This window comes from Salmonella sp. 32020114201800008SM, from assembly GCF_017572025.1.
Lineage (GTDB): Bacteria > Pseudomonadota > Gammaproteobacteria > Enterobacterales > Enterobacteriaceae > Salmonella > Salmonella enterica.
Window position 1 is genome coordinate 872213 of sequence record NZ_JAGEQM010000001.1, and the last position, 16885, is coordinate 889097.

Genomic DNA, 16885 nt, shown 5'->3' on the forward strand with positions numbered 1-16885 from the left:
AAGCGCCATCAGACAAGGATACGGCCGGAATATCTGCATACATCAGAAATAGTTACGCAGATATTCCGTCAAACACAGCATTGCCATCGCCTGCCCGTAAGGCATAGAGGTCAACGGAATATGACGGTAAAAATCGAGATCGTGGCCCATGCCAGTGCCAAATGACGTTTGCAGCAGTTCGCCTTCCGGCGAGATATGTTTCACTATCCCCCGAATAGCTTTTTCCGCCACCTGCGCATAGTGCCGTTCGACATAGCGTTTGCGCACCGCTTTAAGAATACCGTAGGCAAAACCCGCCGTCGCCGACGCCTCAAGATAAGAGTGCGGATCGTCAAGCAGCGTATGCCACAAACCGCTTTCATCCTGACATTTCGCCAGCGCGGCGATCTGCGCATTCAGTACCTGGACCAGATAACGGCGCACGGCATTATTTTCCGGCAAGTCCAGCAGTTCAAGAAAATCCGGGATCACAATGGTCAGCCAGCTGTTGCCGCGCGCCCAGCGAGCGTTAGCGAAGTTATGATGACCGTCATAGCTCCAGCCGTGGAACCACAGCCCCGTCTCTTTATCCATCAAATTCTGCACGTGCAGCAGGAACTGATAGGTTGCCTCTTCCACATATTCCGGCCGGTTCAACAGTTTACCGATTTTCGCCAGCGGCAGCACCGTCATCATTAGCGTGTCGTCCCACATCTGCTGATGATTTTCCTCCGCCAGCGTGATGTGCTGCATTCCGCCGTGATCGGTACGGGGCATTTCATTCATCGCCCATTCGGCCCACGTTTCCAGCCACGGTAAATACGCTGGATTACGCGTCTCTTCATAGCGATACGCCAGCGTTAAAAATGGCGCCATCGTATTAACGTTTTTCGTCGTCGCGCCTTCCGCAAAACGATCGGCAAACCAGTCATCAATGATCTTACGCATCGTCTGGTCGCCGGTCTGTTGGTAATAGTGATACATTCCGTACAGGCCCACGCCGTGCGTCCACTCCCATCCGGCCCAGCCTTTAGTATCGATCACGCGTCCATCGTCCAGTCGCAATAAAAATTCGCCTGTCTCATCTTTAATATTGACCAGGTTATGCGTCACCTTTTGCACCAGGGCTTTTAGTTCATCTCTGGCGATAAAATGCTCAGGCTGACGCAATAGCGGACTGTGTTTGACTGGATAAACCATCATTTGCTTAACCTCTGTGTAATGTCGAATTCAGTGCTGCGTGCAGTTTTACCGCCGACGCAGTCGATTCGCTACAGTAAAAGCTAAGCTGGGCGGAAACCTTTTTGTTTCTGCCATTGCCAGAGCGTAAATGGCAAAAACGCAAAGAGTCCGGCAACCTACCTCACCATTTTATAAAACAGCGTTTCTATTTATTCAAAAAGAGAGTCAGGTCTGCTACCTGGCAAAGAAAGGGGCGGTTAGCGGTAGTTCACAATCACCTGATTGCTCCGCACTTTTAACGCCGGGATAAGTCGGCCGCCGCCGGGGACTTCCCAGACAAAGCGGAGCGGCTCGACTGCGGGAACATGAGCAAAACCGTGGGTCGTGCCACTCTGACCATCAAGTTCTACGCAACGGGACTGGGAACATAAACGTACCCGTAAGCCCGCGGGAGTCGGGCCATTCAGTTCATAACGCCAGGCGACCAGCGTCATCACACCGGAAACCGGCTGGCGCGCCGACAATGGCGAAGACGATGCGGAAACACCCCGGTAATTTAAGGTTACACCCATACCGCTATCCTGCCACGCGCCTTCGCCTGCGGCCTGAACCGTCAGGGGAAAGAGCAACAACGCCAGCCATTTACGCATTATTTTCCTCCAATGGTCGCCGTCATGCGGATATGACGGTTATCGGAAAGCTCAAGGTTCGACAACACCACCAGCTGCGGTAAACTGCGCCGCAAAAAGCGGGACAATAATGGACGTAGCGCATGGTTAACCAGTAATACCGGCGGCGCACCAAGCATTTCCTGGCGAGAAAGCGCTTCTTGCGTCTGCGCCAGCAGGCGATCCGCCAACCCAGGCTCAAGTCCACCGCCGCCCTGCAATGCCTGAAGCAGCAAACGCTCCAGCGCGGTATCCAGGCCAATCACCTGCACTTCTTCATTACCGGGGAACCACTGTTGCGTAATCGCTCGCCCTAATGCCACGCGTACCACGGCGGTTAATTCATGCGGATCGCTTTGTAACGGCGCATGTTCCGCCAGCGTTTCCAGAATGGTGCGCATATCGCGAATAGGGACTTTTTCCGCCAGTAAGTTTTGCAGGACTTTGTGTAAAGTCGTGAGGGTCACGACGCCGGGGACCAGATCTTCCGTGAGTTTAGGCATCTCCTGAGAGACACGATCCAACAGTTGCTGCGCTTCCTGGCGGCCAAACAGTTCGGCGGAGAATTGGCCAATCAAGTGGTTAAGGTGCGTCGCCACAACGGTACTGGCTTCAACGACGGTAAAGCCCTGAATTTGTGCCTGCTCTTTCAGGGCGCTTTCAATCCAGATGGCATCAAGGCCAAAAGCTGGATCGACGGTTTTCTCGCCCGGTAGCGTTCCCGCCGCCGTGCCGGGGTTAATAGCCAGCCAGCGTCCCGGATAGGCGTCCCCGCTGCCGATCTCTACCCCTTTCATCAAAATACGGTAGCGCGCAGGCTGTAAATCCATATTGTCGCGAATATGGACAACTGGTGGCAGGAACCCCATATCCTGCGCGAATTTTTTACGAATGCTGCGAATACGTCCGAGCAATTCGCCATCCTGTTGAAAATCCACCATCGGGATCAGGCGGTAGCCCACTTCCATTCCCAGTGAATCCTCAAGCTGTACGTCATTCCAGGTGGCTTCGACCACCGAGTTATTTTCCGGCATTTTTACCGGCTGCGGCTCCTCTGGCGCTTTTTCTTCGCGCCCGCGCAGCCACCATGCTAGGCCGAGCAAAGCGGCGGTAAAGAGTAAAAATACCAGGTTAGGCATTCCAGGCACCATGCCAAGCAGCCCCAGCACCGCCGCCGCCAGCAGCATTACCCTTGGATTACTGAACAGTTGGCCAACCATCTGCTCGCCTACATCCTGATCGGTACTGACGCGGGTCACAATGACGCCCGCCGCCGTGGAGATAACCAGCGCCGGGATCTGGGCGACCAGGCCGTCGCCAATGGTCAGCAGAGTGTAGCTTTCCGCCGCGCTGCCTATGCTCATTCCGTGCTGCAATACGCCGACCAGCAGCCCGCCGACCACGTTAATGACCATGATGAGAATACCGGCGATGGCGTCGCCGCGTACAAATTTACTTGCCCCGTCCATCGAACCGTAGAAGTCGGCTTCCTGAGTGACTTCCGAACGCCGTTTTTTGGCCTCGTCTTCACCAATCAGACCGGCATTAAGATCGGCGTCAATCGCCATTTGCTTACCGGGCATACCATCCAGCACAAAGCGCGCGCCGACTTCGGCAATACGTCCGGCGCCTTTGGTGATGACCATGAAGTTGATAATGACGAGGATGATAAAAACCACAATCCCGATCGCGAAGTTACCGCCGACCAGGAAATGACCGAACGCCTCCACCACCTTTCCCGCCGCCGCCGCGCCGGTATGCCCTTCCATCAAAATAATGCGCGTTGAGGCAACGTTAAGCGCCAGACGCAGTAGCGTGGTAAACAGCAGAATGGTTGGAAACGCGGCAAAATCCAGAGTGCGCTGGGTAAACATCGCCACCAGCAGCACCATGATCGATAGCGCAATATTAAAGGTAAACAATAAGTCGAGGATAAAAGCAGGCAGCGGCAGCACCATCATCGACAAAATCAGCAGAATGAGGATCGGCCCGGCAAGAATTTGCCATTGCGTCGATTTCAGGTTGCTGGGCAGGCGCAGCATCGCGACCAGATTAGCCATCAGTATTCTTCTCGTTCATAAAATCCAGCGCTTCTGGCACCGGAAGGTTCTCAGGTTGTGGAGGACGTTGCCCGCCCGCAAGCCGCCAGCGTTTAAGCTGCCAGACCCAGGCCAACACTTCCGCAACGGCAGCATATAACTGCCCGGGAATTTGCTGACCGATTTCGGCGTGGCGATATAATGCCCGCGCCAGCGGCGGCGCTTCTAAAGTGGGAACCCGATGTTCAGCGCCGATCTCGCGAATGCGCAGCGCTATTAATCCAGCCCCCTTCGCGACCACTTTCGGCGCGCTCATTTTGTTTTCGTCATACTGCAGCGCCACGGAATAGTGCGTCGGGTTAGTGACAATGACGTCCGCTTTCGGCACATCTTCCATCATGCGGCGCTGCGCGGCGGCGCGTTGCATCTGGCGAATTTTGCCCTTAACATGCGGATCGCCTTCGCTCTCTTTAAATTCGTCGCGAATGTCCTGCCGCGACATGCGTAATTTTTTCAGGTGGCTAAAGATCTGGAAAAACACGTCAAATCCCACCATCGGAATCACGCCCAGTACCACCAGTAACGCGCAGAGTCCAACCAGATCCAGCGCATTCCCCATTGCGACGATCGGCGACTCCGCCATCAGGCGCATCATTTGTGGCCAGTGATACCAGAGATAAAAGCCGGTAACGCAGCCGACCAGCGTGGATTTCAACACCGCTTTTAGCAGTTCCGCGCCGGTCTGCGCCGAAAACATGCGCTTAATTCCCGGCAGCGGGTTTAATTTAGAAAATTTTGGCTGTAGCGACTTACCGCTAAAAATCAGGCCGCCAAGCATAACCGGCGAGATAAGCGCCACCAGCACCACGCCCGCGATGAGCGGTAGCAACGCCATCATCGCCGCTTTAATCAGCAAAATTATCTGCCCCAGGATCAGGTTAGGATCGTTCACCATACGGTGATCGAAGTGCAGGCCTGCTGAGAGCATTCCCGCCAGTTGCCGCGCTAACGACTCGCCGCCGAACCAAATAATACAAACGCCCACCAGCAATATCAGCAGTGAGGTCAGTTCTCTGGAACGGGGGATCTGCCCTTCTTCCCGCGCTTTTTCAAGTCGGTGGGGTGTGGGGGCTTCTGTTTTGTCGTCGTCGCTCTCTTCTGCCACGCAGCAAACCCTGGATAGATTGATAAGCGAGAATGATGCCAGAACCGATTTACGCCAATGGGCAGAGTAAGCGGTAAAAAAGGCGGGGTTTATGGCGTTAATAGAGATAGCCGGATACGATAAGAAAGTCTCGTATCCGGCCGGGTTGACGGATTCGAACCCGATAAGCGCAGCGCCATCAGGTCAAAAAAGCTTAAAACCCAAGACTGTCCAGCAGGTCGTCCACCTGATCCTGACTGGCGACGACGCCAGCTTTCGAGGTATCTACCTGCGGGCCGTTGAGTAAGCTTTCGTTCTCGCGTTTTGGTCGTGCGCTCTGTTCCGGGATGTTTTCCAGCAGTACCATTAATAACTGGCGCTCAATCTCCTGAATCACGTCCATCATGCGTTTGATCACCTGACCCGTCAGATCCTGGAAATCCTGCGCCATCATGATGTCCAGCAGTTGCGCGTTAGTAAAGCTGGTATGGCCCGGGACATCCCTGAGAAACTGGCGCGTATCCGTCACCAGTTCACGGGCGTCGGCAAGCTCGATCGGATTGTCAAACCACTCGTCCCAACGTTGGGTTAGCGCTTTCGCCTCTTTCTCCATCGCATCCTGATGCGGCTGCGAGGCTTCGACACTGTTTAGCGCGCGTTCCGCCGCCTGCGCCGTCATCTGGACGACGTAATCCAGACGGTCGCGCGCATCAGGGATCGCCTCCGCCGCTTCGGCAATCGCCTGGTCCAGCCCCAGCTCACGCAGGCTGTCGCGCAGCATTCGGGTCAGACTACCGATGCGCGCAATGATGTCTCCTGCTGAACCTTCATCAGCAGGCTTGATAGATGGTTGCATCATCATCGCATCCTCACATGCCCAGTTTCTCAAAGATTTTGTTGAGCTTCTCTTCCAGAGTCGCTGCGGTGAACGGTTTTACGACATAACCGCTGGCGCCAGCCTGTGCGGCGGCGATAATATTCTCTTTTTTGGCTTCCGCCGTGACCATCAACACGGGTAACGCCGACATGGCGCTATCGGCGCGAATGGTTTTCAGCAGCTCCAGGCCATCCATGTTCGGCATGTTCCAGTCGGAGATAATAAAACCAAAGCCGCCCGCCTGGAGCTTGTTCAGCGCATCGACGCCGTCTTCGGCCTCTTCCACATTGTTAAATCCAAGCTCTTTTAAGAGGTTGCGCACGATACGACGCATGGTCGAAAAGTCATCCACAACCAAAAATTTAAGCTCTTTATCCGCCATAAAATACTACTCCTGGTTCAAATACGTATCGCCTGTCCGGCACTGATTTTCGCCAGCATCTGCTGGCTTACCTGGCTAAGATCGACCACTTCGCTTACGCCACCCATATTGATGGCCTCGCGCGGCATGCCGAACACCACACAACTTGCTTCGTTTTGCGCAATGGTCCAGGCGCCAGCCTGGTACATCGCTAACATTCCAGCGGCGCCATCGTTGCCCATCCCCGTAAGAATGACGCCTACGGCGTTGCGCCCCGCGTGTTTCGCCACCGAATGAAACAGCACATCCACGGAAGGCCGATGCCGGTTTACCGGCGGGCCATCATGAATTTTGATTTGATAATTCGCCCCGCTACGCGCCAGCTCCATATGCTTGTCGCCGGGTGCAATGTAGGCATGACCTGGCAATACGCGTTCGCCGTCCTCGGCCTCCTTAACGCTGATTTGACAGAGTTTATTCAGGCGCTCGGCAAACGAGCGGGTAAAGCCAGGCGGCATATGCTGCGTAATAATCACTGCCGGACTGGAAAGCGGCAGCGGTTGCAGCACATGTCGGATAGCTTCAGTACCGCCCGTTGAAGCGCCGATAGCAATCAGTTTTTCCGAACTGAGCAGCGGACCGGCTTTTAAGGTTGCCGGGGCCGCCATCGGTTTATGTGCGGCGATGCGGGCCCGCGCGGCGGTACGCACTTTTTCGGCGATCATCTCGCTATACGCCAGCATACCTTCACGAATACCAAGCTGCGGTTTGGTGACAAAATCGATGGCCCCCAACTCCAGCGCCCGTAGCGTCACTTCGGAACCTTTCCCGGTCAGCGAAGAGACCATCACCACCGGCATCGGTCGCAGGCGCATCAGTTTTTCCAGAAAATCGAGGCCGTCCATACGCGGCATCTCAACGTCCAGGGTCAATACGTCCGGATTAAATTTTTTGATGAGATCCCTGGCGACCAACGGGTCCGGCGCAGTCGCCACCATCTCCATATCGCTATGGCTATTAATAATTTCAGTCATGATTTGGCGCATTAGCGCGGAATCATCAACTGACAATACCCTGATTTTACTCATGCTTTATCCTTACTTAGCGCATACACCGTCTGTCCGCGCAGGCTAAACTCGCGCACGAGGTTGCTAAAGTTTTCTGAGTGACCGGCAAACAACAGTCCGTCAGGTTTAAGGAGTGGAACAAAACGGCGCAGAATGTCCTCCTGAGTCGTTTTATCAAAATAGATCATGACGTTACGGCAAAAAATCGCGTCAAAGGGACCGGGTACGTTGTACTGCTTTTCCAATAAATTAACGGAGGAAAATTCAACATAATTGGCCAGTTCCTGACGCACGCGCACCAGTCCTTCATGCGGCCCCGTACCGCGCATGAAGTAACGTTGTAGCTGCTGCGGCGATAACGTTTTCAGTTCGCTGAGGCGATAAATACCGCTTCTCGCTTTTTCCAGCACTTCAGTATCAATATCGCTGGCGAATACTTTCCAGCGACCGGGGGCCATCCCTAACGCATCCGCCAGCGTAATGGCGATACTGTAAGGTTCTTCTCCTGTCGATGCCGCCGCACTCCAGACGCGGTACTCGCCGTGGCGGCGACGCGCATGTTCCGCAAGGATGGGAAAATGGTGCGCCTCGCGAAAAAAAGCGGTCAGGTTGGTAGTCAGAGCGTTGATAAAAGCCTGCCACTCAGCGCTGTTTTGATTAGCCTCCAGCATACTGAGATAACGGCCAAAATCATCCAGTCCCAGGGCACGCAGCCGACGGACCAGGCGGTTATAAACCATATCCCGCTTATGGTCGGCCAGCACGATCCCTGCGCGCTGGTAGATTAATTGACATATCCGACGAAAATGCGCGTCGGACAGCGCGAGGCGCTGTGTCATCTGTAACAATACTGACGTTTGCCCGGAGGGCAGAGATGATGTCATAGCGCCTTCTTAATCACATTCAAAGTACAACGGGCGCGCCCTGCGGCAGCGCCATGCTTCCCGTATTACACATTTTTTGCTTTTATCTATGCGAACCAGACGAAATGTATCGGCGGGTTCGCAAATTAATCGAGAACCGACAGCGCACGTCGATCAGAAGGTTTCCCAGTTCGCATCATCCCCGGCGGCTACTGACCGCGGCGTATTGCCGGACTGAGCGTCCACTGACAAACGCATCTCAGGTTTATTTGCCACCAGCGGTCGCGATGCCAGGCGGAAAGCCGATACCGCCTGGGTCAGACGGCTGGCCTGCTCTTCCAGCGCGGCGGCGGCCGCTGCGGATTCCTGAACCAGCGAGGCGTTCTGTTGCGTTACGCGATCCATTTCGGAAACGGCCAAAGCGACCTGATCGATACCCCGGCTTTGCTCATCCGAGGCGGAGGCGATTTCGCCCATGATATCCGTGACGCGCGTAACGGCATTGACGATGTCAGTCATGGTTTCCCCGGCGCTTTCCACCAGCACAGAACCGGTATCGACACGCGAGACGGAATCTTCAATCAACGCTTTTATTTCTTTCGCCGCCTGGGCGCTGCGGCTGGCCAGATTACGCACCTCGCCTGCCACGACCGCAAAACCGCGCCCCTGCTCTCCCGCGCGCGCCGCTTCTACCGCCGCGTTCAGCGCCAGAATGTTAGTCTGGAAGGCAATACCGTCGATAACGCTGATAATGTCAGCGATTTTTTTCGAACTGTCGGCAATTTCGTGCATGGTGTTTACTACGCCGTCGACCACTTTGCCGCCATGGCGTGCGGTCTCGGAGGCGCTTTGCGCCAGTTGCGAAGCCTGACGGGCGTTATCGGCGTTTTGCTTCACGGTGGCCGTCAGTTGTTCCATGCTGGCCGCCGTCTCCTCCAGAGCGGAGGCCTGCTGTTCGGTACGGGAAGAGAGGTCGGTATTACCGGCGGCAATTTCACTGGTGCCGGAATAAATCGCATCCGAACCTTCACGAACCTGCGTTACGGTGTCAATCAACGAGCGTTGCATATGTTCAACCGTTCCCGCCAGTTCGCCAATTTCATTACGCCCTGAGACGGTGAGCGTTTTCGTCAAATCGCCGCTGGCAATTTCACGGATATGAGTAATCACTCGCGCTAATGGGTTAAGCAGGGCATGACGAATGCCGAACCAAACCACCATCAAAATCAGCACCAGCACGACCGCAAGCCCCCCCAGTTGCCATTGCGCAAAACGGTAGTCATGAGCGCTTTGATCAAATGTCTGGCGGTACAGGCTTTCGCTCACCCGGGCGTAATTGCCCAGCGCCTCGCCCAACGCGTTTTGCATTCCCTGGGTTGGCTGGGCGAAGTAGGCATCCATATTGCCATTGTCCAGAAACTGAATAAGTTCGGCTAATGCGGCCTGATAGCGCTGATATTTTTCATCGACGTTCGCGCTGGCCTCCGCCATCGCTGGCAATGGCGTCATGTTTTTGAAATTGGCGTAATGCGCCGCCGCCTGTGCGAGGGTCGTTTTTGCATTCTGGAGTAAATCCGTTTTGGCGCTGCTCTGCTGGTTAGAAGCGTCCATCATCATGCGTGCGGCGGAACGGCTCAGGTTAATGCGCGTTTGCAGCATTAAGTCCCATGTCGACGTGAGTTCGCTTTGTTGCTGGCGTAATTCGTTAGAAATAACAAAACCTTGCTGGTTATGCTGTAATGAAGAAAACAGCAAACCACCGGAAACAAGCTGTAGCAGTGCGAAAACCCCCAGCACCATCATCAGCATTGTGACAACGCGGATACGGTTAAACATAAGGCACCTTCCTGATAACGAGTTATCAACGTTATCGGCACCTGCGGTGATAACTTTACTTTTGCAAAAAGGAAATACGCTGTTCCGGAAGACGACATTGCCAATGACAGTGTCGCAGCGGCGATGCCGGCGCAAAATGCAGGGGCTGGGCGCGGGCGATGAAGAGGCACTCTCACCGCTGGCGGAAGCATAACGGTGAATATTGCCGGATGGCGCGACGCCATCCGGCAACGTTATTACGCGACGTGTGATGCTGCGATATCCAGCAGCGCCATCTCTTCGCTGTTAAGCAGTTTTTCGATATTCACCAGAATCAGCATACGCTCGCCGAGCGCGCCCAATCCCGTCAAATATTCTGTTGACAAGGTCACGGCAAATTCTGGCGCCGGACGGATCTGTTCCGCCGTTAACGACAGTACGTCAGACACGCCGTCTACCACTATCCCGACGACGCGTTGCCCCAGATTCAGTACGATCACTACCGTATTGTCATCGTACTCTACGTCGCCTTCGCAGAATTTCACGCGCAGATCGACAATGGGGACAATCACGCCGCGCAGGTTAGTCACCCCTTTTATAAAGGCCGGTGTATTGGCGATGCGCGTCACCTGGTCATAGCCACGGATCTCCTGCACTTTCAGGATATCGATGCCGTACTCTTCATTTCCCAGTGTAAACACCAGGAATTCCTGACCTGACGGCTCGCCGGCCAGTTTGCTTACATTACTCATACCGGTCATATTATTCCCTTCTCACTCAATCAGGCGGCTGTGATCGCCATACGTTGTTCGCGGTTTAAACCCTGCAATGCGGAAACATCAACAATCAGCGCGACGCTGCCGTCGCCCAGGATCGTCGCGGCGGAAATCCCCGGTACCTTGCGATAATTGCTTTCCAGATTTTTGACCACCACCTGGTGCTGACCGATGAGCTGATCGACCAGCAGCGCGTAACGGCGTCCCGCGCTTTGCAGGATCACAACAATGCCCTGCGTGGCTTCGGTTTTCGCCCCGTCCACGTCAAACACTTTCCACAATTCGACCAGCGGCAAATACTCGCCGCGAACTTCCAGAACCCGTTCGCCGCCCGCCAGCGGATGAAGATCCTCTTCACGCGGTTGCAGCGACTCCATCACCGCATTTAACGGCAGGATAAAAACTTCCCCCGCCACGCGAACCGACATCCCATCGAGGATGGCCAGCGTCAGCGGCAGCAGAATACGAATCGTGGTGCCGGAGCCTTGTTTTGACTGGATCTCAACGTGACCGCCCATCTCCTGAATGTTACGTTTCACCACATCCATGCCAACGCCGCGACCGGAGACATCCGTGACCTGTTCCGCAGTTGAGAATCCCGGCGCGAAGATCAACATGCCTACTTCATCGTCGGTCATGTTTTCATTCACCGCCATCCCCTGCGACATGGCCTTCGCCAGGATACGCTCACGGTTAAGCCCCGCGCCGTCATCGGTCACTTCAATACAAATATTCCCGCCCTGATGTTCTGCGGAAAGAATCAGATTGCCGACAACATTTTTCCCCGCCTCAAGGCGTTTTTCCGGCATTTCAATCCCGTGGTCGAGACTGTTGCGCACCAGGTGCGTCAGCGGGTCGATAATGCGTTCGATCAGGCTTTTATCAAGTTCAGTGGAGCTCCCCACCAGCGTCAGCTCTACCTGCTTGCCCAGTTTGCCCGCTAAATCGCGTACCAGACGCGGGAAACGGCTGAAGACGTACTCCATAGGCATCATACGAATCGACATCACCGACTCTTGTAAGTCGCGGGCGTTACGTTGTAACTGACCCATACTGGTAATGAGATCGCCGTGGTTTACCGGGTCCAGCTCGTTAGAACGCTGGGCCAACATTGACTGGGTAATCACTAACTCGCCGACCAGGTTTATGAGCTGATCCACTTTCTCTACCGCCACGCGAATGCTGGTGGACTCGCGTTCACGCGCAGGTTTTTCACGCCCCGCATGATGTTCATGGGCCGCGCTTTTGGCGGCTGGCGCAACGACTGCCGGAGGCGCTACCGGCGCTACCTCGGTTTTCTCTTGCGCTTTTTCCACGGGCGCGGCGACCACTTTTTCAAAAGCGATCTGATCGGCCTCGATGACAAAACAGAGCACCGCGACAATGTCATCTTCCGCGACGCTGCCATCCAGAGTTGCCGACAGTGAATCCGCTCCCTTAACGACATCCGTCAGAGTAGCCAGATTGCCCAACTCTTCTTCAAGCAGATCGACCTCATTGGCTTTCAACCGTGAAAGTACAATGCGCAGTTTACTCTCGTCACGAGGCGATTCAGTTTCGGCTACGCTCTCTTCCTGGATCGCCGCGCTTAGTGCCGCGGTTTCTACGACCGCCGGCGTGGTTTCGCCTTTCGCCTCCAGCGCCAACTGGCGTAGCGCATTGCAGATATATTCGAAGCTTGCGGCATCCGGCTCTTCGGAGTTTTTATAGGCGTCGAGCTGTTCCTGCATAATATCTTTCGTTTCCAAAAACAGGTTGATAATGTCGGTATTGAGCTGCATTTCACCGCGTCGGGCTTCATCCAGCAGGTTTTCCATTAAATGTGTGGTTTCCTGCAGAATAGTGAAGCCGAATGTGCCCGCGCCGCCTTTAATGGAGTGCGCCGCGCGAAAAATGGCGTTCAGTTGTTCAGCGTCCGGGGATTCCGGCACCAAATCCAGCAGATGCTGCTCCATATCAGCCAACAGCTCGTCAGCTTCATCAAAAAATGTCTGATAAAAATCGCTAATATCCATGCTCACGCTATCACCTCGGTTCCGCTTTTGGCGATGTGGGTACGCTTGCCGGCGGGGCTGCCGCAGGCTGTTGTAATACACTTACCGGCTCATTCTGGCTTTCAGCGTTTTCATGCAAAATGGCCTGTTCCGCCTGTTTGTTTAACACCAGCAGGCTTATACGGCGGTTGATGGCGTCATCAGGACCGCGATCGCTCAGCCGCATCGTGGCGGCCATGCCAACCACCCGTAATACTTTTCCGTTATCCAGCCCACCGGCGACCAGTTCGCGACGCGAGGCATTGGCGCGATCGGCGGATAACTCCCAGTTGCTATAGCCTTTTTCGCCGTTCGCGTAGGGAAAGTCATCGGTATGGCCGGCCAGGCTAATGCGATTAGGTATACCGTTTAACACTGGCGCAATCGCACGCAGGATATCGCGCATATACGGCTCAACTTCGGCGCTGCCGGTTTTAAACATCGGGCGGTTCTGGCTGTCGATAATCTGGATGCGCAACCCCTCCTGAACTAAATCAATTTTCAGATGCGGACGTAACGCGCGCAGTTTGGGATCGGATTCGATCAGTTGATCCAGATCGCCGCGCAGTTTGTTTAAGCGACTCTGCTCCATCCGTTTTTTCAGCTCGTCGATATTCGGCTGCTTTTCCACTTCACCCTGCTGTTGGGTGTAATCATCGCCGCCGCCTGGTATCGGGCTCTCGCTATTGGCAATCCGATTCCCCCCCGTTACCGCGGTGGCCAACGGCGTACGAAAATATTCGGCAATCTGAATTAATTCTTTAGGGCTGGAGATGGAAATCAGCCACATCACCAGAAAAAAAGCCATCATCGCCGTCATAAAATCGGCGTAGGCAATTTTCCAGGAACCGTGCGCCCCGCCGCCGTGCGGTTTGTGCCTGCGGCGTTTTACGACGACAATGGGATGAGCCTGATTTTTCATGCTTCCTCAGTCGTCTGCTGCTGGTTTGGGTTTCTCACTGCGCGAACGTGTTCTTCCAACTCAATAAACGATGGACGCTCACTGGAATAAAGCGTTTTACGACCAAATTCCACGGCAATCGGCGGCGCATAGCCGTTCAGATTAGACAGCAGTGTGATTTTTACGCACTGCATCATCTTGGTGGTTTCGGCGCTCTTCTGGCGCAAAACGGTCGCTAACGGTGAAATGAATCCATAAGCCAGTAAAATACCGAGGAACGTACCTACCATGGCATGGGCAATCAGCGCCCCCAACTCCGCTGCCGGACGATCGGCTGAAGCCAGAGCGTGAACCACCCCCATTACCGCCGCGACGATACCAAAGGCAGGCAGCGAATCCCCCACCATCGCCAGACTGTTGGCCGGGACTTCCGCCTCGCTTTCATGGGTTTCAATCTCTTCATCCATCAACGCTTCAATTTCGAACGTATTCATGTTGCCGCTGATGATCAGGCGCAGATAATCGACAATAAAATCAAGCATTACCGCATCGGCCAGAATACGCGGATAACTGGCGAAGATTTCACTCTCTTTTGGATTTTCAATATCGCGTTCAAGGGAGAACATCCCCTGCTGGCGTGATTTGGCCATCAGGCGATAGAGCAACGCCAGCAAATCCATGTACATAGATTTTGTGTATTTCGAACGACGAAATAACAACGGGATCGCTTTCATCGTGCCTTTGATGGCCTTCCCGTTGTTGCCGACAATGAACGCCCCTATCCCCGCGCCGCCAATGATGACCAGTTCAGCAGGTTGATAGAGTGCCCCAAGGTGTCCGCCGGTCATGACATAACCGCCGAAAACTGTACCGATAACCACCAGGTAACCTAATAAGATAAGCACGACATCATCCTTCCGCTGTTGACTATGACAGGATGCGCAGTCGGGCGATTAACGCGAAGGCAAGGCAAAAAAAAGCAGCGGTAATGACTTACCGCTGCTGGAGTGTTTGTCCACACCGTTTCGGTTAAACAGCCTGTTCGATCTGTTCATCCAGCAGTTGTGGAATAATATCGGCAGCATCTCGGGAAAGTTTACGTCTTTTTACTGCGCGGGATGGCGGCTGGCATAAACTACACGCAAAGCTGCCCGCGGGCTGATGCGCATGGGTAATAAAGTTCCCACCGCAGCAGTTACAGCTCGACAATTCAAGCAACCCACTTTCAACAAAACGCACCAGCGTCCATGCGCGAGTCAGCGCCAACAACGGCCCTTCAGGCGGTTGCGGACACTGCTCAAGGTAAAGCCGATAAGCTTTAATCACCGCATCCACACCGCTGCATAAACCGGTCTTCAGTAAAAATTGCCAGGCGTTGCAGAACATGGAGGCATGAATATTTTGCTCCCAGGTCATAAACCAGTCTGTCGAAAATGGCAGCATCCCTTTAGGCGGCGGGCTACCGCGTAATTCTTTGTACAGCCTGATGAGGCGACCACGGCTGAGCTGTGTTTCGCTTTCCAGCATTTGTAGACGAGCGCCAAGATTAATCAACTCCATCGCCAACTGGATATCGCGAGCTTCCTGAACAATGCTTTTTTCACTCATTATCATGCCCTTTTCTTACGCGCCGTATCGTCCACTTCATTGAGCAGACGCGTTGAAAGCATGATACCTGTGTGAATCTGCTGTAAATCATCGACACGCGAATCCTGAGTCAAACGGGTGATCGTCTGATGATCGTCAAACCGGAAATGACAAACTAACTGGTTCGTCTCCGCCAGTTTGACCATCTGCGGCAGGGTCAACGCGCCCAGTGTGTTTGCCATCTCTTCGTTGATACCGAGGCGGAACATCGCAGATGCTTTGTCCTGGACGATCAAACGCTGTGCAAGGAGTAAATATGACAAATTGATGTCATAAATGTGTTTTAGCAACTCGGATGTATGCATTGTTCCCATCCAGAATAACCAACTTTATTTTTGTGCGACGTAGCCGCACCCCGTGATGTCGCCGGGAAGGCCCGGTAAAAGAAGCAAAAAGGTCAAATGCATAGCAGCGCTCAGACATTATGGACATTGTGACGTATAACGCAGCCTCCCACTGAGATTCGCCTTACACGTTTACATCAATTTTTACAAATGCCTAAGATTTTTCCTAATTCGACGCAACTCTACTCGTCAGCTTCGTGACATACAACGGAGCGGGACGGCGATTTTAGAAAATATGTGATGTAGATCACATAATTTAACGGAATACTTACGATAAAACCATCAGCATGGCTTTTACTTTGTTTAATTAATAACCTAATGTTCACTTTTTCTATTCCACACTGCTGAATAGGGGTACGTCAACACCAAATTCTTTTTTGTTTCTCTCTGTTAAAATAACGCCAGGATAATAGATAACAGGCTATTATTTCTATTTTAGAAACGCTTTTATTTTACCTTTAGTAAACAGTAGCTTAAATATTAAACGTTATTAATTAATCTCGTCACAGCATACGCCCTCCTCTGTTAAAAATAAGCTCATTTGATTTAACTTTTAGCTTTCCTTGTTCACCCGTTTAAATAAAGCATCCTGGTAGTGTGTAAAAAGTGTCTTATGCCACGATTCTTTACATAAGAATAATTAATGATTAATTATGATGTCCTTCACATTAATGTGGCATTAGCGCATTGCAGAAATGCGATAAACAGAGTAAAGCTAAAGCACAATCTCATATTCTTGCAATCAAGGAGCGAGTTATGAGCTACACCCATATTCTTGTCGCCGTTGCCGTCACCCCGGAAAGTCACCAGCTACTGGCTAAAGCGGTCTCTATCGCCCGCCCTGTCCAGGCGAAAGTAAGCCTGATTACTCTCGCTTCCGATCCTGAACTGTATAACCAGTTCGCCGCGCCCATGATGGAGGATTTACGCGCGGTTATGCATGAGGAAACCGAGAATTTTCTTAAGATGCTGGGGGAAAAGGCGGATTATCCGATTGAACAAACTTTCATCGCATCAGGTGAGTTAAGCCAGCATATTTTGGCTGTGTGCCGCAAACACCATGTTGATCTGGTCATTTGCGGCAACCATAACCACAGTTTCTTTTCGCGCGCGTCCTGCTCGGCAAAAAGTGTCGTCAGCGCCAGCCAGGTAGATGTGTTGTTGGTGCCGTTAGCGGGCGACTAGTCGC

17 protein-coding genes are annotated in these 16885 nt (G+C 53.4%); 2 read left to right on the top strand and 15 right to left on the bottom strand.

What is annotated here, in order from left to right; all coding sequences use genetic code 11:
* Positions 1-42 precede the first annotated feature (42 nt).
* From J4613_RS04420 to flhD, 15 genes are all read right to left on the bottom strand, one after another.
* The gene (locus tag J4613_RS04420) at positions 43-1182 is read right to left on the bottom strand and encodes a glycoside hydrolase family 105 protein (RefSeq protein WP_000989908.1); all 1140 of its coding nucleotides are present in this window, start codon (positions 1180-1182) and stop codon (positions 43-45) included.
* Between the two features lie 236 nt (positions 1183-1418).
* Positions 1419-1811 (bottom strand): flagellar protein FlhE, encoded by a 393-nt coding sequence (gene flhe, locus J4613_RS04425; RefSeq protein WP_001233619.1) that lies wholly within the window; start codon positions 1809-1811, stop codon positions 1419-1421.
* Positions 1811-3889: a flagellar biosynthesis protein FlhA gene (gene flhA, locus J4613_RS04430; RefSeq protein ID WP_000002386.1), complete on the bottom strand. Its 2079-nt coding sequence runs from the start codon at positions 3887-3889 to the stop codon at positions 1811-1813. Before flhA ends, flhe begins: the two co-directional genes overlap by 1 nt.
* Positions 3882-5033, bottom strand: coding sequence for a flagellar biosynthesis protein FlhB (flhB, locus tag J4613_RS04435; protein WP_000797089.1), 1152 nt, complete (start codon positions 5031-5033; stop codon positions 3882-3884). Before flhB ends, flhA begins: the two co-directional genes overlap by 8 nt.
* 193 nt (positions 5034-5226) lie before the next feature.
* Complete coding sequence (gene cheZ, locus J4613_RS04440; RefSeq protein ID WP_000983585.1) at positions 5227-5871, bottom strand: protein phosphatase CheZ; 645 nt, start codon at positions 5869-5871, stop codon at positions 5227-5229.
* Positions 5872-5881: 10 nt separating this feature from the next.
* Positions 5882-6271 (bottom strand): chemotaxis response regulator CheY, encoded by a 390-nt coding sequence (gene cheY, locus J4613_RS04445; RefSeq protein WP_000763861.1) that lies wholly within the window; start codon positions 6269-6271, stop codon positions 5882-5884.
* 17 nt (positions 6272-6288) lie between these two features.
* Positions 6289-7338 (bottom strand): protein-glutamate methylesterase/protein glutamine deamidase, encoded by a 1050-nt coding sequence (gene cheB / locus J4613_RS04450; RefSeq protein ID WP_000036389.1) that lies wholly within the window; start codon positions 7336-7338, stop codon positions 6289-6291.
* The gene (cheR, locus tag J4613_RS04455) at positions 7335-8201 is read right to left on the bottom strand and encodes a protein-glutamate O-methyltransferase CheR (RefSeq protein ID WP_000204362.1); all 867 of its coding nucleotides are present in this window, start codon (positions 8199-8201) and stop codon (positions 7335-7337) included. The genes cheB and cheR overlap by 4 nt, the downstream gene beginning before the upstream one ends.
* A gap of 153 nt (positions 8202-8354) precedes the next feature.
* The gene (gene tar / locus J4613_RS04460) at positions 8355-10016 is read right to left on the bottom strand and encodes a methyl-accepting chemotaxis protein II (RefSeq protein ID WP_000483278.1); all 1662 of its coding nucleotides are present in this window, start codon (positions 10014-10016) and stop codon (positions 8355-8357) included.
* A 236-nt stretch (positions 10017-10252) separates the two neighbouring features.
* Complete coding sequence (gene cheW, locus J4613_RS04465; protein ID WP_000147295.1) at positions 10253-10756, bottom strand: chemotaxis protein CheW; 504 nt, start codon at positions 10754-10756, stop codon at positions 10253-10255.
* 20 nt (positions 10757-10776) lie between these two features.
* Entirely contained in the window at positions 10777-12792 is a 2016-nt protein-coding gene (gene cheA / locus J4613_RS04470; protein WP_000061302.1) for a chemotaxis protein CheA, read from the bottom strand.
* Positions 12793-12796: 4 nt separating this feature from the next.
* A complete protein-coding gene (gene motB / locus J4613_RS04475) occupies positions 12797-13726 on the bottom strand; it encodes a flagellar motor protein MotB (protein ID WP_000795653.1) in 930 nt (309 codons plus the stop codon).
* The gene (gene motA / locus J4613_RS04480) at positions 13723-14610 is read right to left on the bottom strand and encodes a flagellar motor stator protein MotA (RefSeq protein WP_000906312.1); all 888 of its coding nucleotides are present in this window, start codon (positions 14608-14610) and stop codon (positions 13723-13725) included. Before motA ends, motB begins: the two co-directional genes overlap by 4 nt.
* A 124-nt stretch (positions 14611-14734) precedes the next feature.
* Positions 14735-15319: a flagellar transcriptional regulator FlhC gene (flhC, locus tag J4613_RS04485; protein ID WP_000605986.1), complete on the bottom strand. Its 585-nt coding sequence runs from the start codon at positions 15317-15319 to the stop codon at positions 14735-14737.
* The gene (gene flhD, locus J4613_RS04490) at positions 15316-15657 is read right to left on the bottom strand and encodes a flagellar transcriptional regulator FlhD (RefSeq protein ID WP_001518146.1); all 342 of its coding nucleotides are present in this window, start codon (positions 15655-15657) and stop codon (positions 15316-15318) included. Before flhD ends, flhC begins: the two co-directional genes overlap by 4 nt.
* Before the next feature lie 682 nt (positions 15658-16339).
* On the opposite strand from flhD, the gene J4613_RS04495 reads away from it, so the two are divergent.
* Both J4613_RS04495 and uspC read left to right on the top strand, forming a co-directional pair.
* Entirely contained in the window at positions 16340-16456 is a 117-nt protein-coding gene (locus J4613_RS04495) for a hypothetical protein (protein ID WP_001617301.1), read from the top strand.
* On the top strand, positions 16453-16881 hold the full coding sequence (gene uspC / locus J4613_RS04500) for a universal stress protein UspC (protein WP_000122606.1): 429 nt from the start codon (positions 16453-16455) through the stop codon (positions 16879-16881). The genes J4613_RS04495 and uspC overlap by 4 nt, the downstream gene beginning before the upstream one ends.
* Positions 16882-16885: the final 4 nt, after the last annotated feature.